Below are 25,725 nucleotides of genomic sequence, written 5' to 3' on the forward strand. Positions count from 1 at the left end.
ATGACTACCCCCGACACAGCCACATTGGGGCAAAACCGCAAAAGCGATGTTCTGGCCGAGAACCTGCTGCGTGCAGCGGGTCTTTCAGGCGACGACCTGAAGTCGCTTGCCCATGTGTTCAAGGATGCCTCGACCCATTTCTGTGACCGGCTGAAACATGGCTGCGCTGCCGCATTCGACGTTGAAGCAGGCCAGGTGGAAAGCACTGACGATGCTGCCTTTGCCGATATTCTCGACAAGGCTGCGATCATCGCACCTTTGAAGGCCGAGCGTTGGGGCAGCACACTTTATCTCACCGCCGATGCGACGCTCGTTTTCTCCGTGATCGAAGCCATGTATGGCGCACAGGGCCATGTCGGCTCTGTCGATGAGGACCGGCCTTTCGGCATGCTGGAACAGAAGATTTCCGCTCTTCTTGCCGGTCATCTCGCCAGTTCTCTCGATCAGGTTTTTGCCGCAAACGGACAGGCGCTTTTTACCGCCGGTGAATGCACCGACACAGCCGAATTCGACCGTGAGAATTTCGAGCGCTCGCGCCTTTTCGCCTGCCGCATCGATGTTACTGCCGCAGGCAAAACCGGGCAGGTTCATCTGCTGCTGCCGCGCAGCACGCACAAGCCGATGCAGGATGCCGTGGCAGCCTTTTTGCGCCGTCCGATGAACCAGACCGATCCGAGCTGGGCGAAGAAGATGCGGCAGGAAGTCAGCCGTGCCCGCATCGAACTCGAAGCTTTCATCCAGCAGGGGTCGATGACGCTGGACGCCTTGTCGATGCTCGAAATCGGTCAGGTTCTCAAACTGCCTGTCGATGCCATGAAGCAAGTGCGCCTGCGCGCCGGCGATCAGCAGCTTTTCAAGTGCACGCTCGGCAAATCGGGCATTCATTTCACAGTCAAGGTCGGCGACCCGGTCAATCAGGAAGAGGATTTCATCGATGAGCTTGTTGCTGGCTAACGTGCTTTCCACATTGATGGCTCTTGCCTCGCTTGCTGCGCTCATCGTGGTTGGCCGCAAAGCCAACGAGACGATCAAGCTTGGCAAGCTGCTGGCGCTGCGCGTTGCAGCCGCCTCCAACGGTTTGGAGCGCGCCGTCAAGGCGATCCAGAGCGAACGCACCGACCTGACGGACGAAAACAACAAGCTCGAAGCCCGTCTTGCCGAAACGCAGCGCGTGCGCCGCGAAATGGAAGAAGCCATCGAAGAACTGAACAGGCTGCGCAAGGCCCTGACCCGCGACATCCGCCATGCGCGCAACGTCGCTGACAGCTCGCCGCGCACCGAAGACAAGATCGCCACTGCCACCGAACAATCGCTCCCGAAGGAAAAGAACGCGCTGCCGGTTTTCGTGCATCGCGCGGTTCGTAAAGCTACCGTCGAACTTGCGGGGCAGGCATGAGCGCTGACAACAAGGACAAGAACATGCAGCAGGAACTGGACGAAGCCATTGAGGAACTGCGCGAGGAAAAGCCGCGCGGCACGCAGAAGGGCGCATCCAAACCCAATCTCGAACTCATCATGGGCATCCCTGTCGATGTTCAGGTTGTTCTTGGCGGCACGACCATGCCAGTTGCCAATCTGATGAAGCTTGGTCGCGGTGCGGTCATCACCCTCGACAAGCAGATCGGCGATCCGGTCGATATCGTGGTCAATGGCCGCGTCATCGCCCGTGGCGAAGTGATCGTCCTTGAAGACGATTCCTCGCGCTTCGGTGTCAGCCTCACCGAAATCATCGGCAAGTAACGGACGTGACCATGGCCGACAATGAACAGCAAGCCCTCGCGGAAGACCTTGAAGGCGGCGCTACCGGCCTCGTCGATACGCTGACCGGCCCGCAAAAGGCGGCAGCGATCCTCGTTGCCATCGGACGCCCCGCTGCCTCACGTCTTCTGAAGCATTTCAATGCCGAGGACCTGCGCAAGCTTGCCGGTCATGCCCGTACGCTGGAACCGATTTCTCCGCTCGACTTCGAACAGCTGGTCAAGCAGTTCGAGGATTCCTTTGCCGAAGGCGCGCCAGTTTCAGAAGCCGCCCAACGGTTCGAAGGTCTCTTGCGGGAAGCTCTGCCGCAGGAAGAAGTCGATGCAGTTCTGGAAGACCGCGTTCAGCCGCAGCTCGTTCAGGAATCGGTTTGGGTGCAGCTTGGGCGCCTGCCGGTTGATAACCTGCAGGCCTATCTGACCGACCAGCATCCGCAGATCATCGCCTATATCGTGTCGAAGCTGCCATCCGACCTCGCAGCCCGGCTGTTCGTCGTCTTGCCGCCTCAGCTGCGCAATGCCGTCGTGCAGCGCTCGCTTCATATTGGCAATGTGGCACCGGCGGCTGCGGAACTTCTCGAAGACGTGCTGCGGCGCGATCTTCTCGGTCGCAGCGATTCCGGTCCGGTCAAGGCGCATCACGGCCAGATCGCCAACATCTTCAACCAGCTCGACAGAAGCGAGATGGAAGAACTGATGGCGAGCCTGGAAGATCTCAACCGCGACGATCTCAACCGCATCAAGGCCAAGCTCTTCACCTTCGAAGACATCGAGCGCCTGTCGCAGCGCGCGCGCCTGCTGCTCTTCGATGAAGTGCAGACGGAACAGATCGCAACCGCACTTCGTGGAGCAGACACAAGGCTTCAGGAGCTCGTTCTCTCGTCGCTCTCGACCCGTGGTCGCCGCATGGTGGAAACCGAGCTTGGCGCCGAGCAGGGCAACATAACCGCGCAGAACATTGCCGATGCGCGCCGCACGATAGCCCGTATCGCCATCGATCTTTCCGAGCGCGGTATCATCACCCTCGACGCAAGCGAAGCTTCGTCCTGATCCTGTGTGACCCATGGCAGATGATGCTGACAAGGAAAGCAAAACAGAAGAAGCCACCGAGCAGAAGATCCGCGACGCCTTGGAAAAGGGCAATATGCCCTTCTCCCGCGAAACGCCGATCCTCGCCGGTATTGCTTCCTTTCTGATTATCGCGGTCTTTGTCGCAGGGCCTGCCACCACGAAGCTCGCCGTCTTCCTGCGCGAACTAATCGACCGCCCCGAGGACTGGCTCCTCAACAGCGCGGAAGATGCAAGCCGCTTGTTCGGCGTGCTGGCGCTGGCAGTCGGTGCAGCCCTGGTGCCGGTGTTCATCATCATTCCGCTTGCCGGTATTGCAGCCTCCGCATTCCAGAATGCGCCGCGCTTCGTTGGCGAACGCATCCGCCCGCAGGCATCCCGCATATCTCCGCTTAAAGGCTGGCAGCGGATTTTCGGGCGCGCCGGTCAGGTGGAATTCCTCAAATCGCTGGCGAAATTTCTGGCGGCAAGTGTCATCGTCTTTGTCGTCTTCTTCAACGGCAACAGTCTTTTCACAGATGCGGTCGCTTCCGACCCGAGCGCCTTGCCGGAGTTTCTGCGCGAGAACATGGTGCGCCTGCTCGTCGCCAATGTTCTGGCCATTACCGCAATTGCGGCATTCGACCTTGCCTGGTCACGCATTCACTGGCGGCAGGAACTGCGCATGACGCGACAGGAAGTCAAAGACGAACTGAAGCAGTCGGAAGGCGACCCGCTGGTCAAATCGCGCCTGCGTTCGCTTGGCCGCGACCGTGCGCGCCGCCGCATGATCAACACCGTTCCGACGGCAACGCTGATCGTCGCAAATCCGACTCATTTTTCCGTAGCACTGCGCTACAAGCCCGATCAGGATGCAGCCCCGATCGTTGTAGCAAAGGGACAGGATCTCATAGCACTGAAGATAAGAGAGATTGCAGCGCAGCATTCCATCCCGATATTCGAGGACGTTCCGCTGGCGCGCGCGCTCTATAAACAGGTCAATGTCGACCAGATGATCGCGCCCGAATTCTACAAGGCTGTTGCCGAGCTTATCCGGGTGATCAATGCACGGCACGCGATACATTGATGAATAGCCATGATTTTTATATATTTCAGAACAGTGACAGCCTGTTCCCCCAGATCGGCGGTGAAACCATGAAGAGCCTGCAATTCTCGAACGAGCGCGAGGCGATTATTGCCCAGAACCTGGTTGAGGTCGCAACCGATCTTCGTCTGGTCGATCCGGCGGATTACATTGCTTTCATACGCTGCGAGCTTTTTGCCAATATCGCCGATATCGTCAGTTCAGCTACCGAGCTTTATTTCTTTCCCGGCACGCTGGAACTCGGCCATGGCGGCGAATATCTCTGCGACTGGCAGTCGGCTCCAGCCATCGTGCTCGACATGGAATTCCGCAATCAGGGCGTCTATGCCTATTTCCGCCTGACGCTGACCGACAAGACCGCCGGAGTAGAGCTGAACCATATCGCCTTCGAAGATGCGGATGAAGACCCAGCCAAAAATACGGCAAGGCTTGCCAACGCATTCGACGCTGCCCGTCTGCCGCTCAGAAAAAGAGCCTGAAGCATTTCCAGCAAAAGTGCGAAGCGGTTTTGCGCGAGGCAGATGTGGCGAGAAGAATAAACAAACACCGGATGTCTCAGCATCCGGTGTCGTTATAATCAGGTCTTTATACTGCGGCTGAACTACACCAGATGGTGAACTTCCGGCATTTCGATGATGCCGAGCGACAGCGCCGTCGCGACAGCCGACGTGCGGTTGGAACAGTTGAGTTTGATCTTCGCATTCTGGAGATAGGTAACGACGGTCCAGCGCGCGATACTCAGGATTTCCGCAATCTCTCCATCCGTCTTGCCGTTCGCGGCCCAACGCAGGCAATCGACTTCACGCGGGGTGAGAAGGCTTGCGACCGTCGCAACATCCTTGCAGCCGCACAGGGCTGAATGAATGATCCCGGACAGGCTCAGCAGGCGCGGGCGAAGCTTGGCCACAAATTGCTCGCGATCCTCGTCGGGGCTCATCTCGAACATGAACAAGGTGCATCCCACAGCACCTTTCTGGCTCCGGGCTGACACGGCGACGAAGATGTTGCCCAGTCCGTGCTTTTCCGCATCCTGCAGCAGTTCAGCAATGGACGGGCACTCATTGGCATCTTCCTGAAGATCGCGAACTATACCGCTGGCATCATTCTGGAAATAAGGCGCGTCTTCCTGAAAGATCGGATCGATGACGAAATAATTCTTGGTGGAATAACGCGCAGTCCAGGAGGTCGGCACGGTCATCACGACTGTCAGATCGGAAGAAGTGGTTTTCGTGCAGTCACCCATGCGCCCGCGATAGGTATGCATGATGTGGCGGCAACCGATCTCATCGCGAATTCGCGTCAGGAGAGCAAGGGTGTCGCTTTGGAAGGCCGTTCCAAAGAAGGTCTTTTTGAAATTCGGAAAATGAATGAGATCGAGTGTCATTTTTACAATATCCTTGGTACGCAAGTCCGAGGGTTACTTTGTTGCCGTCTTGAAATATCAGCGAATCGTGTCCCTAGAACTTTTCAATCGTTTATAAGTGACATAAAAAATGTAGTCTCTGGCAACCCGCAATTAATGGATTGCAATCCTTTACACACAAGAACAGTGCGTAAATTATGGCCCTCAAGCAAAATTTATTGATTGAGCGAAAAATAAAATTTTCTAAATCGATTTGTAAAAATCAACTGTTCTCTTTTTGAACACTTCGCTGCTCCGTGCCATAGGCACGGTAGAAAAAGTCGATGGCGAGCTCAACGTTTTTACGAATCGTTTCCGCCGATGGCGGCTCCGGCAAAACGCCAAACAGGCGAGGCCGATAGAGGCCAGACAGGAACAAATCAGAGAGCTGATAGGCCATTTTCTCGGGATCGAAAGGCTCCAGTTCGCCATTCTTAATCATATCATCGAGATACTCGGCCATGAGAACGAGGCTGCGCTTCGGTCCGCGCTCGTAGAAGCGGGCTGCAAGCTCGGGCTTGCGCTCGCTGACACCCAGAACAATGCGCTGTGCACGCACTGCCGTCGGCGAGGTTATCAGCGTGACCAGCGCCACGCCGAAGTCGGTCAACTGCTGGCGCGAATTAAAACCCTTGTCGAGTTTTTCGATCAGTTCACGAAACATTGTATCGCGGTAATGCTCGCATAGTGCGACGAACAGATCTTCCTTGCTGTTGAAGTAAACGTAGATCGTTCCCTTCGACACGCCAGCCTCGCGCGTGATGTCGTTCATGCTGGCTGCGTCAAACCCCATGCGCAGGAACACATCCTGAGCGCCTTCAAGGATTTGGCGGCGTTTTGCAGGGTCCTGACCGGCGCCGAGCCGCGTGCGACCGCATTCCGTTTCGGAGCAGGACGATTTGCTGTTTCCGGGTCGGCCGACACCTTTTTCATCATGCCGGTTCCGGTCATGCATCATCGTATCCGGTGTTCCTTTGGTGTTGCGATCAGGCTTCATTCTTCGAGACTCTTAACTTTTTTCGAACCAAGCGGTTCGATATCCTCTTGATATGCGCATCTTATTGATCTATGTCAACATCGAACCGAACGGTTCAATCCGAAGGATGTGCAGAAAGTTTCCCCTATGTCCGCCCCGAAGTCCGTTGATAAGGCCGATATTCATCCGTTCCCCAACGCCAAGAACTTCGCCTCGGCAACCCAGCCAGCGACAAGTGAGGCGCCTCTGAACGAGAGATCGCAGCCCCATACCGTACCGACCCCGCAGGAAGCCGCCCCAAAGGAAACTGCCAAAGAACCTGCAAAGAAAAAGGGCTTCGGCAAACGTGTCCTTCTTCCCGGCATTCTGACGGTCGCGGTCGCCGGAGGCCTCTGGTTTGCCTATGACTGGTGGACAGTTGGACGTTTCATGGTTTCAACCGACGACGCTTATGTGCAGGGCGATATTGCGTCCATCGCGCCGAAGGTTACGGGCTATATCGAAAACATCCCGGTGGTCGCGAACCAGCAGGTCAAGGCTGGCGACGTCATCTTCCAGCTTGACGCGGGTGATTACCAGATCGCGCTCGATGAAGCAGAAGCCAAGCTCGCAACCCAGAAGCAGACCCTCATCCGCATCAAGGCTGAGACCGATGCTGCGCAGGCCATTCTTCTGCAGGCCAATGCCGACAAGCAGGCCGCAACAGCAGTCCTGACCAATGCGCAAAACACGATTGCACGCGTGCAGAAGCTGCACGAAACGCGTTTCGTCGCGCAGGCTGATCTCGATACGGCGCAGTCCTCACTGGACCAGGCACGCGCCAAGGTCGCTGGCGGCGATGCGCAGGTCGCTTCCGCCAAGGCCAATATCGAAGTGCTCAACGCTCAATATAGCGAAGCCGACAGCACGATGAAATCGCTGGAACTTGCCCGCGATAAAGCCGCGCGCGATCTTTCCTTCACGTCGCTGCGCGCGCCGTTCGACGGTGTGATCGGTAATCTTGCTGGCAAGAAGGGTGATCTCGTTTCGCCGGGCCAGAAAATCGCGGCACTTGTTCCGGTCAATGAGCTTTATATCGACGCGAACTTCAAGGAAACGCAGCTCGCAAAGATCAGGACCGGTGAAACCGCGCATATCTATGTCGATGCAATCGACGGCACGAAATTCGACGGCAAGGTCGCGTCCATCGCCCCGGCCTCGGGTGCAGTGTTCTCGCTGCTGCCTCCGGAAAATGCAACCGGCAACTTCACCAAGATCGTGCAGCGCGTTCCTGTTCGCATCATGATCCCGAAGGAAGCGCTCGAATCCGGCAAGATTCGCGCGGGCCTGAGTGTCGTGGTTGATATCGATACGCGTACGGCACCCGACGAAAAAGCCGACTGATCGAAATCGGCAGATCCTATTGAAGTAACACATGGCGGCGCGGCGAAACGGATTTCGCGCCGCCTTTCTCTTCCATTCCGGAGTGCGCCGTCATGGCCGCAGATACGACAATGGGGCCAGTAGCCCCGGCGGATGACCGCATCGACCCGAAGAAGGCCGTAGCCTTTCTGGCCATGGTGTTCGGCATGTTCATGGCGATCCTGGACATCCAGATCGTCTCGGCATCGCTTGCTGAAATTCAGGCGGGTCTGAGTGCCAGTTCCGACGAAATATCCTGGGTTCAGACATCCTACCTGATTGCCGAAGTCATCATGATTCCGCTGTCGGGCTTCCTCGGACGCCTGATGTCGACGCGCGTTCTCTTCACCCTTTCGGCGGCAGGCTTTACCCTCGCAAGTATGCTCTGTGCGACAGCGACGAACATCGAGCAGATGATCGTCTACCGCGCCATTCAGGGCTTCATCGGCGGCGGCATGATCCCCAGCGTGTTCGCGGCTGCCTTCACCATCTTCCCGCCTTCCAAGCGCTCGATCGTCTCGCCGATGATTGGCCTTGTGGCAACGCTTGCGCCTACCATCGGCCCCACGGTAGGCGGCTATCTGAGCCACGCCTTCTCCTGGCACTGGCTGTTTCTGGTCAATGTCGGTCCTGGCATTCTGGTCACCATCGCCGCATGGAACCTCATCGACTTCGACGAAGGCGACAGTTCGCTCCTCAGCAAGTTCGACTGGTGGGGCCTTGCCGGCATGGCAGCTTTCCTCGGCTCGATGGAATATGTGCTTGAAGAAGGCCCGCGTAACGACTGGCTGCAGGATGAAGCCATCTTCATTCTGACCGGCGTCATGATCATCGGTGGTATTCTCTTCTTCTTCCGGGCCTTCACGGCTGAAGAACCCATTGTGGACTTGCGCGCCTTCAAGAACGTCAACTTTGCCTTTGGCTCACTGTTTTCGTTCGTGATGGGCGTCGGCCTCTATGGCCTTACCTATCTTTATCCACTCTATCTCAGCAGCATACGCGGCTACGATGCCCTGATGATTGGTGAAGCGCTGTTCGTCAGCGGCCTTGCCATGTTCTTCACCGCGCCATTGGCAGGCTTCCTGTCAAACCGCATGGATCCGCGTCTGATGATGATGATCGGCTTCCTCGGCTTTGCGGCAGGCACATGGATGGTGACCGGCCTCACTGCAGACTGGGATTTCTACGAACTGCTGCTACCGCAGATCCTGCGCGGTTGTTCACTGATGCTTTGCATGGTGCCGATCAACAATCTGGCGCTCGGCACGCTTCCGCCTGCTCTGCTGAAAAATGCGTCGGGTCTTTTCAACCTGACCCGTAATCTGGGTGGCGCTGTTGGCCTTGCCGTGATCAACACGATTCTGACCCGTCGCGGTGACATGCACTATGAGCGTCTGGCGGAGCATGTCCGCTGGGGCAATGCCGAAGCGGAGAAAATGATCGCCAGTCTGACAGCCAAATACAATGCGGCTGGCATGGACGGCGCAACAATCGCCATTGCCAAGCTTTCCGGCATTGTGCGCCAGCAGGCTACCCTGCTCTCCTTCATCGATGTGTTCTTCATTCTCACGATGATGTTCTGCTCGCTTGCTGTCTGCGCCGTTATGCTGCGCAAACCGAAGCAGGTCGCCGGTGGTGGTGGAGGGCATTAAACCTTCCACCTCACAACTTCATACGAAACCCGCAAGGGTTCATTCAACTTTCGGAAGTTTTCGTTTATCCCCGATATCCGACATTGATGCCGCGCTGGGACAAACCCTTGTCGCGCAGGGAAAAGCCTCTCGCAGAATTGTGACAGCGGTGAATTTGCTGTCACATTTCCTGTCATAAAAATGCTGCTCCCGCTAACGGATGAATTGCTAAGTCCCTGAAAACGTGTTTCACTTTCCACCGCTGACAGTTTGTGACAATCCATAAACTGTCATCCAACCGTCATGTAGGGCGGGTATCGGGAATGCGCGAGCACCGGAATCGACCGGGGGCGTTCGCCGGACCTTAAACAGGGGAGTCAAACAATGCTTGCTTACACAGCGCGTCTGCTGTCGCTTTCGACGGCAATCGCCGTTGCCGGGGTTTCCATCGCCGCTGCTGAACCGTCAGCCGAACTGATCGCCGCTGCCAAGGCAGAAGGCGAACTGACCACCATCGCACTCCCGCATGACTGGTGCGGCTATGGCGAAATCATCAAGAGCTTCAAGGACAAGTACGGCCTCAAGGTCAACGAACTGAACCCGGACGCCGGTTCGGGCGATGAAATCGAAGCCATCAAGGCCAACAAGGACAACAAGGGCCCGCAGGCTCCTGACGTCATCGACGTCGGCTTCGCCTTCGGCGCATCGGCCAAGAAGGACGGCCTCATCCAGCCTTACAAGGTTGCAACATGGGACGAAATTCCGGACAGCGCCAAGGATGCTGAAGGCTACTGGTACGGCGATTATTACGGCGTTCTGGCCTTCGAAGTGAACAAGGACATCGTCAAGGACATCCCGCAGGATTGGGAAGACCTTCTCAAGAGCGACTATGCCAACTCTGTTGCGCTTGCAGGCGATCCGCGCGTTTCCGCACAGGCCATCCTCGGCGTTCATGCCGCCGGTATCGCCCGTGGCGGTGAACCGGGCGAAGCTGCAGGCAAGAAGGGCCTTGAATTCTACAAGGAACTGAATGCCAACGGCAACTTCGTTCCGGTCATCGGCAAGGCTGCCTCGCTGGCACAGGGTTCGACCCCGATCGTCGTCCGTTGGGACTATAACGCTCTCGCCGATCGCGACACGCTCAAGGGCAACCCGGAAATCGAAACCGTCATTCCGAAGTCGGGCGTCATCGCTGGCGTGTATGTTCAGGCAATCAGCGCCTACGCACCGCATCCGAACGCTGCGAAACTGTGGATGGAACACATCTATTCGGATGAAGGCCAGCTCGGCTATCTGAAGGGCTACTGCCACCCGATCCGCTTCAATGCAATGGCGAAGGCTGGCAAGATCCCGCAGGAACTGCTCGACAAGCTGCCGCCGGCAGAAGCCTATGAAAAGGCTATCTTCCCGACCCTGGAACAGATTGAGGCCGCACAGACCACGATCACCAAGGAATGGGACAGCGTCGTGGGCGCAAACGTTCAGTAAGGACCTGTAAGCGCCAAGTACACACTTGTCGCATCGAACACATATCGCGTCGGCCTTAGAGCGCATCCCGAAAAGTGTGAAACGGTTTTCGGAAAAGATGCGCGGTGCAGAACAAAAGTTGAGATACATTGATCTGGTTTATTCAGATCGGCGTATCTCAACGGTCGGCGCGATATCAAAGCGGCTTTCATCTGAGCCGCCGGTCCTCTTTTCCAAACAGCGTCTCGCTCTTTGGCAAACAGGATGCGCAGTTCAAAAAGAATACTAGCTATTTCCGGCAGGGGCGAATGGCAGCCTGCCGATCGCAAAAAACAAGAACAAAAGTCGAAACGGTTCTGTCAGTTCCGTTCTGGCGGGAACCGGTCTAAAGAAAGAACGTATGAGTTCAATAGCCGAAACATCAGCCCCCAGCGGAGTGCGCAAGCGCCGACTTCCGTTGTCATGGCTTGGCGTGACACCGTTTTTCATCTTCGCCATTTTGTTCCTGATCTGGCCGACGATGTATCTCATCATCGGTGCATTTCAGGACCCGGCCGGAAACTTCACGCTCCAGAACATCCACGATCTGTTCCAGCCGCAAATCATGAGCGCGTACTGGGTATCGATCAAGGTCAGTCTCGCATCGGCCATTGGCGGCGCGATCATCGGCTTCTTTCTGGCCTGGGCGGTCGTTCTCGGCAACCTGCCTTCGTGGCTGCGCCCGACGGTATTGACCTTTTCAGGCGTAGCATCGAACTTTGCAGGCGTGCCGCTTGCCTTCGCCTTTCTGGCGACACTGGGGCGAACCGGCTTTGTGACGATCCTGCTCAGGGAGTGGTTCGGTTTCAATCTCTATTCGACAGGTTTCAACCTGCTCTCCTTCTTCGGCCTGACGCTGACCTATCTGTTCTTCCAGATACCGCTGATGGTGCTCATCCTGACGCCCGCGCTCGACGGTCTGAAAAAGGAATGGCGGGAAGCCTCATCCATTCTGGGTGCGACTACCGCGCAATACTGGCGCATGGTGGCCTTCCCGATCCTGTGGCCGAGCCTGCTCGGCACGACGCTTCTGCTGTTCGCCAATGCCTTCGGCGCAATCGCAACCGCCTACGCTCTGACGGGTTCCTCGCTCAACATCGTGCCGATTCTGCTCTATGCGCAGATCCGCGGCGACGTTCTGCATAACCAGAACCTCGGCTACGCGCTGGCACTTGGCATGATCGTCATTACGGGTGTTTCGAACCTCATCTATATCTGGCTGCGCATTCGCGCCGAGAGGTGGCAGCGATGAAAAAGAAAGGCATTAATGCCCAGAAGATTGGGGCCTGGATCGCCTTCCTGATCGGCGCAATCTACTTCCTCGTCCCACTGATCGGCACGTTCGAATTCTCGCTGCGTATGCGGCGCGGCGAATATTCCTTCGATGCCTATCGGGTCGTGTTCTCCGATCCGAACTTCCAGGCCACCTTCGGCTATTCGATTCTGCTTGGCTTGCTCACCATCGTTTTCGGTGTTCTCCTGGTGGTGCCTACGGCCTATTGGGTGCGCCTGCGCCTGCCGCAACTGCGCCCGGTGATGGAATTCATCACGCTGATGCCATTGGTCATTCCGGCCATCGTCATCGTGTTCGGTTACTTGCGCATCTACAACTCGTCATCGTGGCTGCCGTTCACGGCATCCACCCGCGCGACCGACCTGCTCCTGATGTTCGGCTATATGACGCTGTCGCTGCCCTATATGTATCGCGCTGTCGACACAGCGATGCGCACGATTGATGTTCGCACGCTGACCGAAGCAGCCCAGAGCCTCGGCGCGGGCTGGGGCCGCATCATGTTCAAGGTGATTTTCCCGAACGTCATCTCCGGTGTGATGAGCGGTGCCTTCATCACATTCGCCATCGTCATCGGCGAATTCACGCTAGCTTCGCTTCTGAACCGTCCGGCCTTCGGTCCCTACCTGCAGCTGGTCGGCGCAAACCGCGCCTACGAACCGTCAGCGCTGGCGATCATTTCGTTCGGCATCACGTGGCTCAGCATCATCATGCTGCAGCTCGTCTCGCGCCTCAATAAATTCAAGACAACCGCCGGGTAACATTCATGGCTTTTCTCAACATCAAAAACCTGAAAAAGAGCTTCGGCGCCAATACCGTCGTCCACGATTTCAACCTCGCCGTGAAAAAGGGCGAATTCGTTTCTTTCCTCGGTCCATCGGGCTGCGGCAAGACAACCGTTCTTCGCATGATCGCCGGTTTCGAAGCACCCGATAACGGTGCCATCGAAATCGACGGCAAGGATGTGGTCGATCTCAAGCCCAACCAGCGCAATATCGGCATGGTGTTTCAGGCCTATGCGCTCTTCCCGAATATGACGGTGGCGCAGAATGTTTCGTTCGGCCTGCGCGTTGCCGGAAAGCCGAAGGCGGAAATCGACGCCACCGTGCAGGAGATGCTCGGCCTCATCCGTCTCGACCATCTGGCGGATCGTTATCCCTATCAGATGTCCGGTGGCCAGCAGCAGCGCGTGGCACTGGCCCGCGCGCTTGCCACCAAGCCGCAGGTTCTTCTGCTCGACGAGCCTCTATCGGCGCTGGATGCGAAAATCCGTATATCCTTGCGCGAAGAAATCCGTGCCATCCAGCAGAAGCTTGGCATTACCACCGTCTTCGTCACCCACGATCAGGAAGAAGCGCTGTCGATTTCCGACCGCATCGTGGTCATGCACGAAGGCCGCGCCGACCAGATCGGCTCGCCGTTCGACATCTATAACCGCCCTGCCTCACGCTTCGTGGCATCTTTCGTCGGCACACTCAACATGCTGGAAGCCTCGGTTAGCGAACCCGGCAAGAACAGCATCGAACTCGACGGCCGCACCATCACCGTGCAGGAAAAGCTCGACCATCATCCGAAGGGCAAGCCTGTCACATTGGCCTTGCGCCCGGAAGCTGTCAGCCTCGAAGCACGCAAGAGCCACGATACCTCGCTGGATGCGACGATCGAGGACGTTCACTTCCTCGGCTCTGTCATCCGTACACGTGTGGCGCTTGGCAAGAACCGCCTGTCGTTCGACACGTTCAACGACCCCACCCAGCCTCCGCCGCAGCGCGGTGACAAGGTGACGGTGCATTTCGCCTCGCATGATCTGCTCGTGCTGGCAGATTAAAATAAAAAAGCCGCCCGATGGGTGGCTTTTTCAATTATAGCGAATTTTATTCGCCCCAGGGACCGTGGAAATCACCATCCTTATCGATACGCTTGAAGCCGTGCGAACCGAAGAAGTCGCGCTGGCCCTGAATGAGATTGGCCGTGCCGAGCGCCTGCGTGAAGCTGTCGAAATAGCTGAGCGCTGAGCCAAGCGCTGGCAGAGGCAGGCCAGCGAGTGCCGCCTTGGCGACGATCTGGCGAAGGCCCTTGGAAGCCTTGCTCATGCGTTCGACAAAAGCAGGTGCCAAAAGCAGGTTGCGGCTTTCGCTGTCTTCAAAAGCATGGGCGATATCGTCCAGAAGCTGCGAACGAATGATGCAGCCTGCGCGCCAGATGCGCGCCGTTTCGGCAAGCGGAATGTTCCAGCCATGCTCCTGCGAGGCGGCTTCCATCACCGCGAAGCCTTGAGCATAGGCAGCAATTTTGCCAGCAAGCAGGCCCTGCTCCAGATCGGCAAGGAATTTAGCCTGATCGGAAATGTCGAGGCTGCGCGAACCCGGCTTGTAGGCCTTTGCGGCAAGCTCACGCGTAGCCTTCAGCGAGGACAGCGAACGCGCGGCAACAGCGGCTTCGATTGCCGTTGCCGGAACGCCAAGCATCTGCGCTTCGATGGCCGCCCAGCGGCCAGTGCCCTTCTGACCGGCTTCATCGAGGATCATGTCGACCATCGCCTTGCCGGTTTCCGGATCGGTCGCTTTCAGCACCTTGGCGGTGATTTCGATCAGATAGGAGTTGAGCGGGCCTTCGTTCCACTTCTCGAACACATCACCGATGGCCGGAGCCGAAAGCCCGAGGCCGTCCCGCAGGATGCCGTAGATTTCGGCGATCATCTGCATGTCGGCATATTCGATACCATTGTGGATTGTCTTGACGAAATGACCGGCGCCATCCGGGCCGACCAACGCGCAGCAGGGCTCGCCCTTATATTTGGCGGCGGCAGCAAGCAGGATCGGTGCGATGCGCTCATAGGCTTCCTCAGTGCCGCCGACCATCATCGACGGGCCATGGCGTGCGCCTTCCGCACCGCCGGAAACGCCCATGCCGACAAAGGTCGGGTCGTTGGGGCCAAGTGCCTTCAGACGGCGCACCGTATCGCGGTAATCGGAATTACCGGCGTCGATCATGATATCGCCCTTCTCAAGATAAGCCTTGAGGCGGGTGGTTTCGGCATCCACGGGAGCGCCTGCCTTGATGAGGAAGATGATGGGACGCGGCTTGCGGATATTGGCAGCCAGATCCTCGAAAGTGGGGCAAGGGATGATCTTGTCGCGCAGCGGGCCAGCCTTTTCCATGAAGGCTTTGAGCACAGGCTCATCACGGTCATAGACGGCTACCGTGTAGCCTTTCTCGGCTATGTTCAGCGCCAGGTTGGAGCCCATGACGCCAAGGCCGACCATTCCGATATCTGCTTTTTCCATTTTGTGCCCTTCAGAAATGCAACCGACCGGCCGTCGTCTAGACACATGCAGAACATCGAACGCCGACAAGCCGAACCGATAAGAATAGGCTGCAGCCGGATTTCGGCAGCAGCGCATGTCAATCTGTATCCTATTGTGGGATGATCTAGGGCATATGACGCAAAGTTGATAGACCTCCCATGACGAAAATCACCGGTTTTGCCCGTGGAAGCGTCTGGTTAAATCGGTTAGCTCACCCCAAAAACCTGTATTTCACGCACTTCACACCCGTTCCAGCTTGCGATGCGGCAGCGGCGGCAATTCGACAATTATCGCGTCATCCGCCTTCACCGTGCCGCCTGCAAGAACGACGGTCATGATGCCGGACTTGCGAACAAGTTCGCCATCGGGCGTGCGATCCAGCACAGCATCGAGAAGCCCGGTCTGGAAATTCTCTATCTGGGAGCAAGGGTTGCGCAGGCCCGTTGTTTCCAGAACAACCTCGTCGCCAATTCGGATCAAAGCGCCCTGCGGCAGCCCCAGCAGATCGACCCCGCGCGTGGTGACGTTCTCGCCAAGATCTGCGGGCGCGACATCAAAACCCTTTTCCGCAAGCTCGTCGAAAAGCTCAGCATGAATGAGATGCACTTGCCGCAGATTGGGTTGCGTCGGGTCGGCCCGCACGCGTGAACGGTGCTTCACCGTCACGCCTTGATGCGCGTCGCCTTCGACGCCGAGTCCTGTGACGATGCGGATTTCCGGCACAACCTGCTTTGAAAAACGATGCTCGCCATCCCGCGCCACAGCCACGACAAATCCACGCATCACGTCCACCTCCCCTGACAGGATAAACAAACTTCGTTAGCCGCATTAGGGGCTGTCGGGTATTAGGTTTCGGGCGTGGCGTGAGACGGATTTTGTTCCTGAACAGGAGGACAGACCGCGGTGGAGTAATTCTCCACAAGGGCTGTTCGACGCATTCAGGGAGAAAATCCGCCACGTCCCGAAGGGATATGGTGAAAATGGCCCAGTTTCGCGTCGCAAAACCTTGATGGAGAACTACTCCACCTTCGGTTTTGCTCCTAAACCTGTGCAATTTTCATCCATACCGCGCTCCAAAACTAATACTCGACAGCCCCTACATGGGTTATATAGCACCTGTATGAAGCGGTGGGGCAAGCACGTGAATCGCGACAAGCAGGTAAAAACGGATTTCCGCTGGGGCATTTGGGGCACAGGCACGATAGCCGCCGCCTTTGCTGCCGATATTCAGGCAAGTACCGGAATGCGCGTTACCGCAGTCTGCTCGCGAGCATCAGAGACCGCCGGAACATTCCGGCGACGTATCGGCGCCGACAAGGCGTTTGGCGATTCAGGTGAATTTCTTTCCGACGCCGATATCGATGCCGTCTATATCGCGACCCCGAGTGCCATGCATGTGCTGCAGGCCATGCAGGCAATCGCAGCGGGCAAGCCCTGCCTGATCGAAAAGCCGCTCTCGCTGGATGCCGCTGGTGCACGCCAGATCGAAGCTGCGGCAAAAGCAAAAAACGTCTTCGCCATGGAAGCCATGTGGAGCCGTTTTCTGCCAGCGATCCGCGCTGCCAAACAGCATATCGATAATGGTCGCATCGGCACCGTGACGCGCATCGAAGCCGATCTTTCCTATATCCGTGCCTACGACCCGCAAAGCCGCTTCTTCAGCCCGGACCTTGGCGGCGGCGCAGCATTCGATCTGGGTGTGTATCCGGTTTCGCTTGCATTGTATTTTCTCGGTCTGCCGGATCATGTCGATGGCCGCTGGCAGCGCGCCAAAAGCGGCGTGGACATGCGCACCGAGTTCCAGCTTGGCTGGCAGGGTGCCACGGCCAGCCTCTCCTGCGGCTTCGACCGCGACGGCGACAATCGCATGCTGATCGAGGGAACCAGGGGCACGATCCTGATCCACGCGCCGTTTCTGAAAGCCCAGAGGCTGACCCTGTTTTCAGCCTTTGCGGCGCGGTCGTCGCTCGGGCCGAATGGCGGCAAAGGCTTTGTCGGCAAGGTTATGAACCGCCTGTCTCTGCCGGGCCGCACAATCGAAACTTATGCCTTTTCCGGCAACGGGCTGCAGTTTCAGGCCGAAGCGGTCCGCGATGCGGTGCGCAGCGGCCAGATTTCCAATGCGATCATGCCACTCGACCAGAGTGCAGCCGTTGCCGATATCGTCCGCAAGGTGCTGGCTAGAGCATGATTCCGAAAAGTGGGAACCGGTTTTCGGATAAAATCATGCTCAAACAAAAGTTTAGAGCGGGATAACAATTCAACTTAAAAACATCACGCTCTAAAGGCTAGAAGCTGCTTCTCATCCTGTAAGGCTGTGCATTTTCGCCAGCATTGTTCAAGGCAAGTGCGATTTCAGTGATATGCAACGCCACATCACCGGAAAAGAATGCTTTGTCGCCGGTTTGGATAGCCCGAGCCTGATCGGCAATACCGCGCACGAAATCGATCTGCGAAGGATACATCGGCAGCGACCGCTTGTCGGCCTTCGGATAGGAGAGCTTTTGACCGACGGTCGGTTTCCATGACAGGAACTTGCCGATGCGCATTTCCAGAATACCGAACAGGCGCGCCAGAAAACGGCGTTTTTCTTCCGTGCGCTCAAGACGGACAGCCGAGCGATTATCCCAGAGATCATCCACCACAATCGAGCCCTTGTCGGCAACGATTGTCAGGCTGCGATCCTTCGGCATCGCAAGCCCGGATGTGAGGCGTGCCACCAGCCCCGACCTGAAAACAAGACAGCCAACCGAAAAATCGGGCGCCATATGCAGATGTTCGGTCCCCGGCCCCTTGTTGGGAAAGGTTATGGCGGAAAATGCCGAAACGCTCTCGACCGGGCCGAACAGCGACACCAGCCATGACAGCGCATAGCCTGCATGCTCCAGCGTACAACCGATCTCGAACTCGTGCAGGCCCGGCCATGGCGCACCAGACTGCGAACGCCAGGTCGACCATTTGTCACGAAACACCGGGCCATCTTCCATTTCGGCATAAACCAGCCGCGGCATGCCGATGCCGTTGATCACGCTTGCCACCAGACGATAGGCTTCGCTGAGGCCATTTGCCGGGGCTGCCGCCAACGTGAGGCCGGCTTGCCGTGCAAAAGCGACCAACGCTTCCGCATCCTCATAATTCATAGCCAGCGGTTTTTCGGAATAGACATGTTTTCCGGCGGAAAGCGCTGCATGCGAGATTTCAAAATGGCTTTCAGGTGTTGTCAGATTGACGACGATCTGCACGTCTGGATCGGCCAGCACGGCCTCGAAACTTTCATAGGCGCTAACTGAATAGTGCGCGCAGAACGCTTTCAGTCGCTCAGGTGACCGATCATAAACCCCGCGCAGCTTCAGCTCGGGATAATTGCGCAGCGTGGTCATGTAATAGTCGGCAACAAACCCGGTCCCGACGATTGCGATATTCATGAAGTGGCTCCGGCTACCCTTTTAGGAATGATAATTTTCGCAATCAGTCTGAGGCCGAAAATCGCAAAGACGAGCGTAAGCCAGACCGGGTCCATGCGGCGGAAGAAAAAACTTTCCAGCATGGCATTCAGCGTTCCGAAGAACACGATCATCAGGAAGAAATCGGCAAGCAGCAGATTTTCGCGAACCGGACGGCACCGCACATAATTGACCAGCGGCATCACGATGATGACCAAGATCGCGCAGATCAGCGCCGGAATCCCCATCGATACCGCAATATCGAGATAGCCATTGTGTCCATGCACGATGCCGCGCACATCCCAATCCAGATAATAGGGATTCGCCGCCTCTTTCACGATTGGTGTGCCCCAGAAGCTTTCATAGCCGAAACCGGTCCAAGGGCGATGGGAAAGCGCCTCAACGGCAAAGGCCCAGATGGAAGTGCGTCCGGTGAAGGTCGGATCAACATCAAGCTGCAGAACGAACTGATGCATCGGCTCGAAGAGAACCGTACCGAAGGTGAACAGCGCGAGCAGAAACTGGATCGTGAAGACTGCCACCGGTGCAAGAAAACGGAGACCAAAAATGCCGGGGCCGATCACGAGCAGCATGGCGAGCGGCACCAGTGCCGCAGTGGTTTTCGATCCGGTCTGCGAAACGAAGATCAATGCAGAAACCGCAATCAGAAAACCGCTTACGCGCCAGCCGCGCCGCCACAGATAGACACCGGCAAAGGCAAAAGCGGCCATGACCGGTCCGGCAATGTTCTTGTGCGTGAAGACACCGCGCCAGAGATAGGCGTTTTGCGGCTCCAGAGCGTCGGCGCCGTGTGTCCCGAGATTTGGCAGGAGGAGGACGCCCGCATAGGAAATGACAATCACGACCGAAGCCACCGCGACCAGCATCGACGAATAGGCATCGCCATCCTGCGGCAGGCTCAAAACAGCGATGACGGTCAGAATGCCGATCATCGTCAAAAGCACGCCGCGCATGGCGGTTGACGGATCGGGGCTTGCGAAAACCGATGCGAACAGGAAGGCGAACATCAACAGCCATCCGGGGCTGACGATTTTGACCACTTTTTTCGGGTCGGCAAACATCGCAAGCGACAGAAGCGCCACCGCGCCGAGGCAACCGAAACCAAGCTGATTGATGACATCGCCGCCGCCCGATGCGGCACCATCGGCTGCGGCACTCAGCGGATTGAACGGGCGGAATGAAATCAGCAGGATGCAGAACGTTATCGTGGCGATAACAAGCGCAACCGTACGGATCGTCGCCCGCATATCGGTTTGCGCTGCAACGTCGGAGCGGGTGTCAGTTCTTGTCCGGGTTGCGATACTGCTCATTCAGATATCCAAAATGGGCCATGACCCGGCCCAACCCGATATGGATGAAATAGGTCCCGACCGGCACGAAGCGCGCCGCGAATCCGCGCCGCAGCGCCTTGATTGGAGAATAACCCAGAAGTGCAACGCTTTTCAAAAAGACACGCACCTGACCGAAAGGCTCGTCCTTGCGCTGGCGCTGTTCGATCAGTGTCGACAGAACGCCGTTGCGCAAGCCGCGCGCCGTGATCCAGTCGCTCTCCAGCCGCCGCGCCGGAATGGTTTCACGGACAATGCCTTCATTGCACCAGGCGATATTAAAGCCCTTGGCCCGTGAACGATTGATGAAATCTGAATCGCCGCCGCCGGTGAAGTTGAACTTCAGGTCCATGAACGGATAGCCAATGGCTTCCAGAACCGGACGCGCAATGAGCAGATTACCGGATGAATAGATGATCGGAACCGGGCCGGTCTTGTTATAGTGCGGCAGGAAGACAGGATGTCGCGCCCATTTTTCTGCGCCCGGCTTTTCAAAGATCGGATATTGCGGGCCACCGACGAGGCTGGCGTTATAACGCTCGGCAGTGGCTACCATGTTTTCGATCCAGGCCGGATCAGCCAGTTCATCGTCATCGATGACGATGACATATTTGAAGTTCGGAAAGTAGGTCATCGCCGTCAGCCAGCCCGCATTATATGCGTTGCAGTTGCCGCGATGGGATTCGACAATCAGCATGCCGGTATATTTTCCGGCCTCGAACTGAGGCGCCGCAACCTTGGCGCCTTCCTGGTCCTCCGCCTCGTTCTCGATCACCACGACCGCGAAGCGGCGGCTCGTGACCTGAGCATTCAGCGTATCCAGCGTCCGGATGACATGCTCCGGACGGCGGAACGTCGGCAGCGTTACCACCACCTCGACTTCATCGAAACGAAGCCCAGGAGTTTTAGCAATTACTTGTATATGACTAGGTAAATCAGACATAAACGCTACCGGATATTTCGAACTTCTATATTTGTTTATCCGCCACTATTGAAAAACATTTAAAGAAAAGTTCACCGCAGGACTATAAACACTGGTCAAAACTATCATAGAGCATACCGACCCGAAATGTTAAGGGTTTTAAGATGAATAATGCATTAGGAAAAGCTTGAGCGCGCACCATTATTTTTGATGCTGCCAGCGCGAAAATGATTGTTCAGGAGTTGAATTGCCGTCCCCTCACCTTGTTTTCGTGACATCGATTGTTCCGCACGGAGTACCGACCACCGGCTATGAAGTGGCAAACGCCGCCGTGGTCGACGGCTTGCGTCGTTCGGGAGCAAAGGTGACCGTCCTTGGCTTCACATGGCCGGGCGTGAAAGCCGATGCTGCAGATACTGTCGTTCTGGGCGAAGTCGAAGTACGGACCGAAGGCGCGGGTATCAAGCGCAAGATCGGCTGGGTGCTGAAATCCTTCCTGACCGGCCTTACGGTTTCCTCGGCGAAGCTGCGGGTGATACCAGCTGAGACACTGCGCGCGGCCATCGCCAAGATCGGCCCGTTCGATGCCTATGTGCTGAACGGCGTGACCTTGCCCGGTGCATTTGAAGACATCTTCAAGGACAAGCCCTCGCTGTTCGTGGCGCATAATGTGGAATATCGCTCTGCGGAAGAAAACGCCGCCGACGCAGGAAGTTTCATCCAGAAATTCCTGTTTGGTCGCGAAGCCCGTATTCTGAAGGGATTGGAAAGCCGTCTCATCGGGAATGCCCGCTTCGTTTTCACTTTCGCCGAAGATGACGGACCGGCGCTCGGCCTCGGCCCTGATCGGTTTGCGACAATGCCGCTCGTCACGCCGGGCGGAATGCAGGCCGCGCAGCAACGCCCGATGAAATACGACCTTGCCCTGATCGGCACATGGACATGGCACCCGAACCGCATCGGGCTCGAATGGTTCCTGCGCGAGGTAAAGCCGCAACTTCCAAACGATATTTCCATCGCGATTGCAGGCAACACGCCCGCCGATCTGATTGCTACATGGTCGGGTGTGGGGTCCAATATCAATTTCGTCGGCAAGGTGCCGGACGCGACTGAATTTGTCGAAAGCGGCGCGCTTGTACCGCTCATCAGCCGTGCGGGAACCGGCGTGCAGCTCAAGACCATCGAGACATTCGAACTGGGCATGCCAAGTGTCGCGACATCGCATTCCGTGCGCGGTATCGGCAATATTCCGGACAATTGCACCATTGCCGACGACCCGAAGGCATTCGCTGCGGCAATCGTCGAGCGCATTGAAAAGATAAGGTTGGGGGATCGCCAGAGACTGGACGGCAAAGCCTTTACAGGGTCACAAATCGAAGGCATGGACCGCGCAGTTGCCAGAGGTCTGCAAGCACTTCATGGCGAAGAGAAAAATACGGACCAGGCATGATGCATACCGAAAATGTCACTTACCGGAATATCCTTGGCGTGAAGGTCGCCTGTTTCGACTGGGCCGGCGCCTTTGCCTTTTTCGAGAACCGCATCAATGAAGGCCGGTTCATGAAACAGGGTTGGCTCAATGCCAACAATTCCAACATTACGGATACCGACCCAGCTTACCGCACTGCATTGCAGGATTTCCTGATCCTGCCCGACGGTGTGGGCGTCGATATTGCAAGCAAGGTCGCCTATGGCAGCAAGTTCCCTGCAAATCTCAACGGAACAGACTTCATTCCGGGCCTTCTGCAGCATATGAAACGCCCGCTGAAGGTTGCACTTCTCGGTGGCGGTCCGGGCGTTGCCGCCGATACTGCGCAGCTCTTCATGCAGCAGATACCGCACCATGAATATCGCGTCATTTCCGACGGCTTCTTCAAGCCCGCAGATCTCGACAGCATTCTCGGTCAGCTCAAGGAATTTCATCCCGATATCCTGCTCGTCGCCATGGGCGTTCCGCGCCAGGAACTCTTCATCGACAAGCATATCACGGCGGAGCATTGCACGGTGGCGAGTGCGGTCGGCGCGCTGTTCGACCTGCACACGGGTCGCGTGCAGCGCGCCCCGCAATGGGTGCGCAAGGTTCAGATGGAATGGGTGCACCGGCTGTCGCAGGAGCCGCGACGGCTCGCAAAACGCTATCTCATCGGCAATCCCGTATTTCTGTGGCGCGTTGCCAAAGGCTGGATGAAGGGAGAACCCCGGTGAAAACCGCAATCGTCACAGCCAGTTGGGATCAGGATTTCGAGCGCTGCAAGCTGCTTTGTGAAACCATAGACAAATATGTCAGCGGTTTCACGAAGCACTATATCCTTGTCGACAGCAAGGACGTTGCCCTGTTCCGCAAACTCGAAAGCACTCAACGCGTCATCATCGATGAACGCGATCTGCTGCCCTCATGGCTCCACGCCTTCTGGGACCCAACCTATCTGTGGCGCAGGCGCGTTTGGCTCTCACTCAGAACCAAGCCGCTGCGCGGCTGGCATGTGCAACAGCTGCGCCGCATCGCACTTGCCGGTGCCGTGGAGGAAGATGGATTTCTCTATACGGATTCCGACACGGCTTTTCTGCGTCCCTTCGATTGCGGCACACTCTGGCACCACGAAAAGCTCCGGCTTTTCGTGCGCCCCAATGCGCTTGCAAACCCGGAATGGCCGGAGCATCCAGTCTGGGCGGCCAATGCGGCAAAGCTGCTCGGCATCAGGAAAGGGAAAAGCGGGCTGAACGACTATATCGGCCAGCTGGTCTCATGGCGGCGCGATAGCGTGATTTCCATGTGCGAAAGGATCGAAGCCCATACCGGACAACATTGGGTGGCAGCCCTTGGCAATATACGTCGTTTCTCAGAGTGCTTCATCTATGGTCGCTATGTCGATGACGTCCTGCACGGCTCCGGTCATTACAGCGACACCCATGATCTGTGCCGGATGCAATGGTTCGCACCACCGCCGAGCGAAGAGGAATTCCGCACCTTCATCGCGGAAATGGAACCGCATCAGGTCGCCATAGGCATGCAGTCCTTCCTCGGCCTTTCGGTCGATGACATTCGGCGGATTATCGGAGCCTAAATCTCAAACACGTTTTGCCGGCAAACGAATGCTCGTATAGGTGAAAACCAGCGACAGCAGATAGAGCCCGGCGAATACGACGTTGAGGCCGAGAATCCAGTCGTGATTATCGGCATAATTCACGAGCAGAAGCCAGACGAAGAATGCCTTGGCAGCGGTCATCAGCACCATGCTCAATGTCCTCAGACCGGACTGGCCGCGCGCATAGAGAATTTCGGTCTGATACTCGATGAGGTTGCGAAAACCCGGTACGAGCAACACCAGCGGCAGCAGCCCGACAATCGGGGCAACGCTTGAACCGAGTGCGTTCGGGAAGATTTGCAGGAACACGACCATAGCGCCAAGACCTGCCACCGAGACGGCAAAGACTGCAAATTCCAGCCCGGCGCGGATGCGCAATGAGGACAGCATGTCCGGCGTGCGCATGAGCTTTTGCACCAGCATCATGTTGAAGGACCGCACAGGCAAAGCTGTCAGATCGACAAGCCGCATGATGATCGCATAAAGACCCGCCGTCGCAGGCCCGCCAACGGTCAGCACAAGAAGCTTGTCGAGCTCGGCCTGAATATAGAACAGCAGTTCGGCCCCCATGACTGCAATCGCATCCGAAAGCCGCCGCATATAGAGAACCGGTTTGAAGCGGAGCCGGATAGACGGATAGAATTTCAGCGCCGTCAGCAGCGCAACGCCATTGGCCGCCGCATACCACCACGCCCAATGAGCAATGTCATGAACACTCGCCAGCCACATGAACAGGACAGCCGCCACAGCGCGCGTCGCCGTCCCGAAAATCACCAGCCCCGCCGATATGCCGAACCGGCGCAGGCCATTGTTGACGATGATGATGATTTCCGTCGAACGCCAGAGCAAGGCTTCCGCAAATACCACCACGGCAAAAGGCAGAAATGAAATGTCGCGGCTGAAAAAGACGAAATAGACCAGCCAGGACGCCAGCGCGAACAGTGGCAGGGAAACCAGAAGAGCGACAAGAAAACCCGCCGTATAGATGCCGAGCAGGCGCGGCTTCACTGTCGATATGCGGTAAAGCGGCGAACTGAAGCCCAGAGAAACGAGACGTGACAGAACCACGCCCGTGCCCGATGCGGTGGCAAATATACCGAAATCACCGGTCGGCAGTGTGTTTGCAAGCGCAATGAAATAGACAAGCGAGACGACCAGCCTGCCAGCGGAGCCGGAAAACAGGGACAGGTAATCGCGCACCATTCCGGCGTTATTGCCTGACAGTTTCCGGAGCGCTTTCGCTATCAACAGGGAGCCTCGCCTATCATAGTCTGGTGCATGTGCCTGTTCGTTGGAACGGAGGCATAATTGGGGTTTAGCTAAAAAGACTTAAACTCTTCTTTGCAAGCTCAAAGAGTAAACAAGCAAAAGCTAAAGTTGCAGATTTAAGGAATTGGCACTTCACCTCGACATTATTTTAACGTTTTGTTTTCTATAAAAAATTACATTCGGCCTTGAGGTGCGAGCCAATCGGATTCCCGTTTGGCATGCGCAAGCCTTG

General features: G+C 56.8%; 24 protein-coding genes. 16 read left to right on the forward strand and 8 right to left on the reverse strand.

Translation table 11 applies throughout. The features are described 5' to 3' along the window. The 6 genes from OANT_RS21760 to OANT_RS21785 all read left to right on the forward strand — a co-directional run bounded on the left by OANT_RS21760 (position 1) and on the right by OANT_RS21785 (position 4,388). The gene (locus OANT_RS21760) at positions 1-954 is read left to right on the forward strand and encodes a FliM/FliN family flagellar motor switch protein (RefSeq protein WP_012093521.1); all 954 of its coding nucleotides are present in this window, start codon (positions 1-3) and stop codon (positions 952-954) included. Further along, entirely contained in the window at positions 935-1,396 is a 462-nt protein-coding gene (locus OANT_RS21765; protein WP_012093522.1) for a BAB2_0123 family type IV secretion system effector, read from the forward strand. Before OANT_RS21760 ends, OANT_RS21765 begins: the two co-directional genes overlap by 20 nt. Continuing rightward, entirely contained in the window at positions 1,393-1,740 is a 348-nt protein-coding gene (fliN, locus tag OANT_RS21770) for a flagellar motor switch protein FliN (protein WP_012093523.1), read from the forward strand. The genes OANT_RS21765 and fliN overlap by 4 nt, the downstream gene beginning before the upstream one ends. An 11-nt stretch (positions 1,741-1,751) precedes the next feature. Next, entirely contained in the window at positions 1,752-2,807 is a 1,056-nt protein-coding gene (locus OANT_RS21775) for a flagellar motor switch protein FliG (protein ID WP_010660718.1), read from the forward strand. Between the two features lie 13 nt (positions 2,808-2,820). After that, positions 2,821-3,891 carry a flagellar biosynthesis protein FlhB gene (gene flhB, locus OANT_RS21780; protein ID WP_010660717.1) on the forward strand — a complete coding sequence of 357 codons (1,071 nt, stop codon included), beginning with the start codon at positions 2,821-2,823 and terminating at the stop codon, positions 3,889-3,891. Between the two features lie 68 nt (positions 3,892-3,959). Further along, entirely contained in the window at positions 3,960-4,388 is a 429-nt protein-coding gene (locus tag OANT_RS21785; RefSeq protein ID WP_012093524.1) for a BspJ family T4SS effector nucleomodulin, read from the forward strand. A gap of 122 nt (positions 4,389-4,510) precedes the next feature. On the opposite strand, the gene OANT_RS21790 is transcribed toward OANT_RS21785, so the two are convergent. Beyond that, entirely contained in the window at positions 4,511-5,293 is a 783-nt protein-coding gene (locus OANT_RS21790; protein ID WP_010660715.1) for a helix-turn-helix transcriptional regulator, read from the reverse strand. Positions 5,294-5,534: 241 nt separating this feature from the next. Further along, positions 5,535-6,308, reverse strand: a complete 774-nt coding sequence (locus OANT_RS21795) for a TetR/AcrR family transcriptional regulator (protein ID WP_029929827.1) — start codon at positions 6,306-6,308, stop codon at positions 5,535-5,537. 126 nt (positions 6,309-6,434) lie between these two features. Here OANT_RS21795 and OANT_RS21800 point away from each other — a divergent pair, with 126 nt between their 5' ends. The 6 genes from OANT_RS21800 to OANT_RS21825 all read left to right on the forward strand — a co-directional run bounded on the left by OANT_RS21800 (position 6,435) and on the right by OANT_RS21825 (position 13,944). Continuing rightward, positions 6,435-7,670 (forward strand): HlyD family secretion protein, encoded by a 1,236-nt coding sequence (locus OANT_RS21800; RefSeq protein WP_012093526.1) that lies wholly within the window; start codon positions 6,435-6,437, stop codon positions 7,668-7,670. 92 nt (positions 7,671-7,762) lie between these two features. Continuing rightward, positions 7,763-9,340 carry a DHA2 family efflux MFS transporter permease subunit gene (locus OANT_RS21805; RefSeq protein ID WP_010660712.1) on the forward strand — a complete coding sequence of 526 codons (1,578 nt, stop codon included), beginning with the start codon at positions 7,763-7,765 and terminating at the stop codon, positions 9,338-9,340. 363 nt (positions 9,341-9,703) lie between these two features. Continuing rightward, the gene (locus tag OANT_RS21810) at positions 9,704-10,807 is read left to right on the forward strand and encodes an ABC transporter substrate-binding protein (protein ID WP_010660711.1); all 1,104 of its coding nucleotides are present in this window, start codon (positions 9,704-9,706) and stop codon (positions 10,805-10,807) included. A 379-nt stretch (positions 10,808-11,186) separates the two neighbouring features. Then, a complete protein-coding gene (locus OANT_RS21815; RefSeq protein WP_010660709.1) occupies positions 11,187-12,077 on the forward strand; it encodes an ABC transporter permease in 891 nt (296 codons plus the stop codon). Continuing rightward, a complete protein-coding gene (locus OANT_RS21820) occupies positions 12,074-12,877 on the forward strand; it encodes an ABC transporter permease (RefSeq protein ID WP_010660708.1) in 804 nt (267 codons plus the stop codon). The genes OANT_RS21815 and OANT_RS21820 overlap by 4 nt, the downstream gene beginning before the upstream one ends. Positions 12,878-12,882: 5 nt before the next feature. Continuing rightward, on the forward strand, positions 12,883-13,944 hold the full coding sequence (locus tag OANT_RS21825; protein WP_010660707.1) for an ABC transporter ATP-binding protein: 1,062 nt from the start codon (positions 12,883-12,885) through the stop codon (positions 13,942-13,944). A 46-nt stretch (positions 13,945-13,990) separates the two neighbouring features. On the opposite strand, the gene gnd is transcribed toward OANT_RS21825, so the two are convergent. Continuing rightward, a complete protein-coding gene (gene gnd / locus OANT_RS21830; RefSeq protein WP_012093528.1) occupies positions 13,991-15,403 on the reverse strand; it encodes an NADP-dependent phosphogluconate dehydrogenase in 1,413 nt (470 codons plus the stop codon). Between the two features lie 261 nt (positions 15,404-15,664). After that, positions 15,665-16,207, reverse strand: coding sequence for an MOSC domain-containing protein (locus tag OANT_RS21835; RefSeq protein WP_012093529.1), 543 nt, complete (start codon positions 16,205-16,207; stop codon positions 15,665-15,667). 358 nt (positions 16,208-16,565) lie between these two features. Between OANT_RS21835 and OANT_RS21840 the strand changes: the two genes are divergently transcribed. Further along, positions 16,566-17,615, forward strand: coding sequence for a Gfo/Idh/MocA family protein (locus OANT_RS21840; protein WP_040128569.1), 1,050 nt, complete (start codon positions 16,566-16,568; stop codon positions 17,613-17,615). Positions 17,616-17,712: 97 nt separating this feature from the next. On the opposite strand, the gene OANT_RS21845 is transcribed toward OANT_RS21840, so the two are convergent. From OANT_RS21845 to OANT_RS21855, 3 genes are read right to left on the reverse strand one after another with little or no spacing between them, the layout of a single operon-like run. Next, complete coding sequence (locus tag OANT_RS21845) at positions 17,713-18,849, reverse strand: Gfo/Idh/MocA family protein (protein WP_012093531.1); 1,137 nt, start codon at positions 18,847-18,849, stop codon at positions 17,713-17,715. Further along, on the reverse strand, positions 18,846-20,198 hold the full coding sequence (locus OANT_RS21850; protein ID WP_040128567.1) for an O-antigen ligase family protein: 1,353 nt from the start codon (positions 20,196-20,198) through the stop codon (positions 18,846-18,848). Before OANT_RS21850 ends, OANT_RS21845 begins: the two co-directional genes overlap by 4 nt. Next, positions 20,167-21,159 carry a glycosyltransferase family 2 protein gene (locus OANT_RS21855; RefSeq protein WP_010660701.1) on the reverse strand — a complete coding sequence of 331 codons (993 nt, stop codon included), beginning with the start codon at positions 21,157-21,159 and terminating at the stop codon, positions 20,167-20,169. Before OANT_RS21855 ends, OANT_RS21850 begins: the two co-directional genes overlap by 32 nt. 226 nt (positions 21,160-21,385) lie before the next feature. Here OANT_RS21855 and OANT_RS21860 point away from each other — a divergent pair, with 226 nt between their 5' ends. The 3 genes from OANT_RS21860 to OANT_RS21870 are packed head-to-tail and all read left to right on the forward strand — an operon-like array spanning position 21,386 to position 24,203. After that, a complete protein-coding gene (locus OANT_RS21860) occupies positions 21,386-22,588 on the forward strand; it encodes a glycosyltransferase (RefSeq protein ID WP_012093533.1) in 1,203 nt (400 codons plus the stop codon). Continuing rightward, complete coding sequence (locus tag OANT_RS21865; protein ID WP_012093534.1) at positions 22,585-23,343, forward strand: WecB/TagA/CpsF family glycosyltransferase; 759 nt, start codon at positions 22,585-22,587, stop codon at positions 23,341-23,343. The genes OANT_RS21860 and OANT_RS21865 overlap by 4 nt, the downstream gene beginning before the upstream one ends. Further along, the gene (locus OANT_RS21870; RefSeq protein WP_012093535.1) at positions 23,340-24,203 is read left to right on the forward strand and encodes a DUF6492 family protein; all 864 of its coding nucleotides are present in this window, start codon (positions 23,340-23,342) and stop codon (positions 24,201-24,203) included. Before OANT_RS21865 ends, OANT_RS21870 begins: the two co-directional genes overlap by 4 nt. 3 nt (positions 24,204-24,206) lie before the next feature. On the opposite strand, the gene OANT_RS21875 is transcribed toward OANT_RS21870, so the two are convergent. Beyond that, positions 24,207-25,472, reverse strand: coding sequence for a lipopolysaccharide biosynthesis protein (locus OANT_RS21875; protein WP_040128563.1), 1,266 nt, complete (start codon positions 25,470-25,472; stop codon positions 24,207-24,209). Positions 25,473-25,725: the final 253 nt, after the last annotated feature.

Source organism: Brucella anthropi ATCC 49188, from assembly GCF_000017405.1.
In the GTDB taxonomy this organism is placed as follows: domain Bacteria; phylum Pseudomonadota; class Alphaproteobacteria; order Rhizobiales; family Rhizobiaceae; genus Brucella; species Brucella anthropi.

Bases quoted from the DNA above. Each gene is read 5' to 3' on its own strand.
- OANT_RS21760 (WP_012093521.1), top strand. From the start codon at position 1: ATGACTACCCCCGACACAGCCACATTGGGGCAAAACCGCAAAAGCGAT.
- OANT_RS21765 (WP_012093522.1), top strand. From the start codon at position 935: ATGAGCTTGTTGCTGGCTAACGTGCTTTCCACATTGATGGCTCTTGCC.
- fliN (WP_012093523.1), top strand. From the start codon at position 1,393: ATGAGCGCTGACAACAAGGACAAGAACATGCAGCAGGAACTGGACGAA.
- OANT_RS21775 (WP_010660718.1), top strand. From the start codon at position 1,752: ATGGCCGACAATGAACAGCAAGCCCTCGCGGAAGACCTTGAAGGCGGC.
- flhB (WP_010660717.1), top strand. From the start codon at position 2,821: ATGGCAGATGATGCTGACAAGGAAAGCAAAACAGAAGAAGCCACCGAG.
- OANT_RS21785 (WP_012093524.1), top strand. From the start codon at position 3,960: ATGAAGAGCCTGCAATTCTCGAACGAGCGCGAGGCGATTATTGCCCAG.
- OANT_RS21790 (WP_010660715.1), bottom strand. From the start codon at position 5,293: ATGACACTCGATCTCATTCATTTTCCGAATTTCAAAAAGACCTTCTTT.
- OANT_RS21795 (WP_029929827.1), bottom strand. From the start codon at position 6,308: ATGAAGCCTGATCGCAACACCAAAGGAACACCGGATACGATGATGCAT.
- OANT_RS21800 (WP_012093526.1), top strand. From the start codon at position 6,435: ATGTCCGCCCCGAAGTCCGTTGATAAGGCCGATATTCATCCGTTCCCC.
- OANT_RS21805 (WP_010660712.1), top strand. From the start codon at position 7,763: ATGGCCGCAGATACGACAATGGGGCCAGTAGCCCCGGCGGATGACCGC.
- OANT_RS21810 (WP_010660711.1), top strand. From the start codon at position 9,704: ATGCTTGCTTACACAGCGCGTCTGCTGTCGCTTTCGACGGCAATCGCC.
- OANT_RS21815 (WP_010660709.1), top strand. From the start codon at position 11,187: ATGAGTTCAATAGCCGAAACATCAGCCCCCAGCGGAGTGCGCAAGCGC.
- OANT_RS21820 (WP_010660708.1), top strand. From the start codon at position 12,074: ATGAAAAAGAAAGGCATTAATGCCCAGAAGATTGGGGCCTGGATCGCC.
- OANT_RS21825 (WP_010660707.1), top strand. From the start codon at position 12,883: ATGGCTTTTCTCAACATCAAAAACCTGAAAAAGAGCTTCGGCGCCAAT.
- gnd (WP_012093528.1), bottom strand. From the start codon at position 15,403: ATGGAAAAAGCAGATATCGGAATGGTCGGCCTTGGCGTCATGGGCTCC.
- OANT_RS21835 (WP_012093529.1), bottom strand. From the start codon at position 16,207: ATGCGTGGATTTGTCGTGGCTGTGGCGCGGGATGGCGAGCATCGTTTT.
- OANT_RS21845 (WP_012093531.1), bottom strand. From the start codon at position 18,849: ATGAATATCGCAATCGTCGGGACCGGGTTTGTTGCCGACTATTACATG.
- OANT_RS21850 (WP_040128567.1), bottom strand. From the start codon at position 20,198: ATGAGCAGTATCGCAACCCGGACAAGAACTGACACCCGCTCCGACGTT.
- OANT_RS21855 (WP_010660701.1), bottom strand. From the start codon at position 21,159: ATGTCTGATTTACCTAGTCATATACAAGTAATTGCTAAAACTCCTGGG.
- OANT_RS21865 (WP_012093534.1), top strand. From the start codon at position 22,585: ATGATGCATACCGAAAATGTCACTTACCGGAATATCCTTGGCGTGAAG.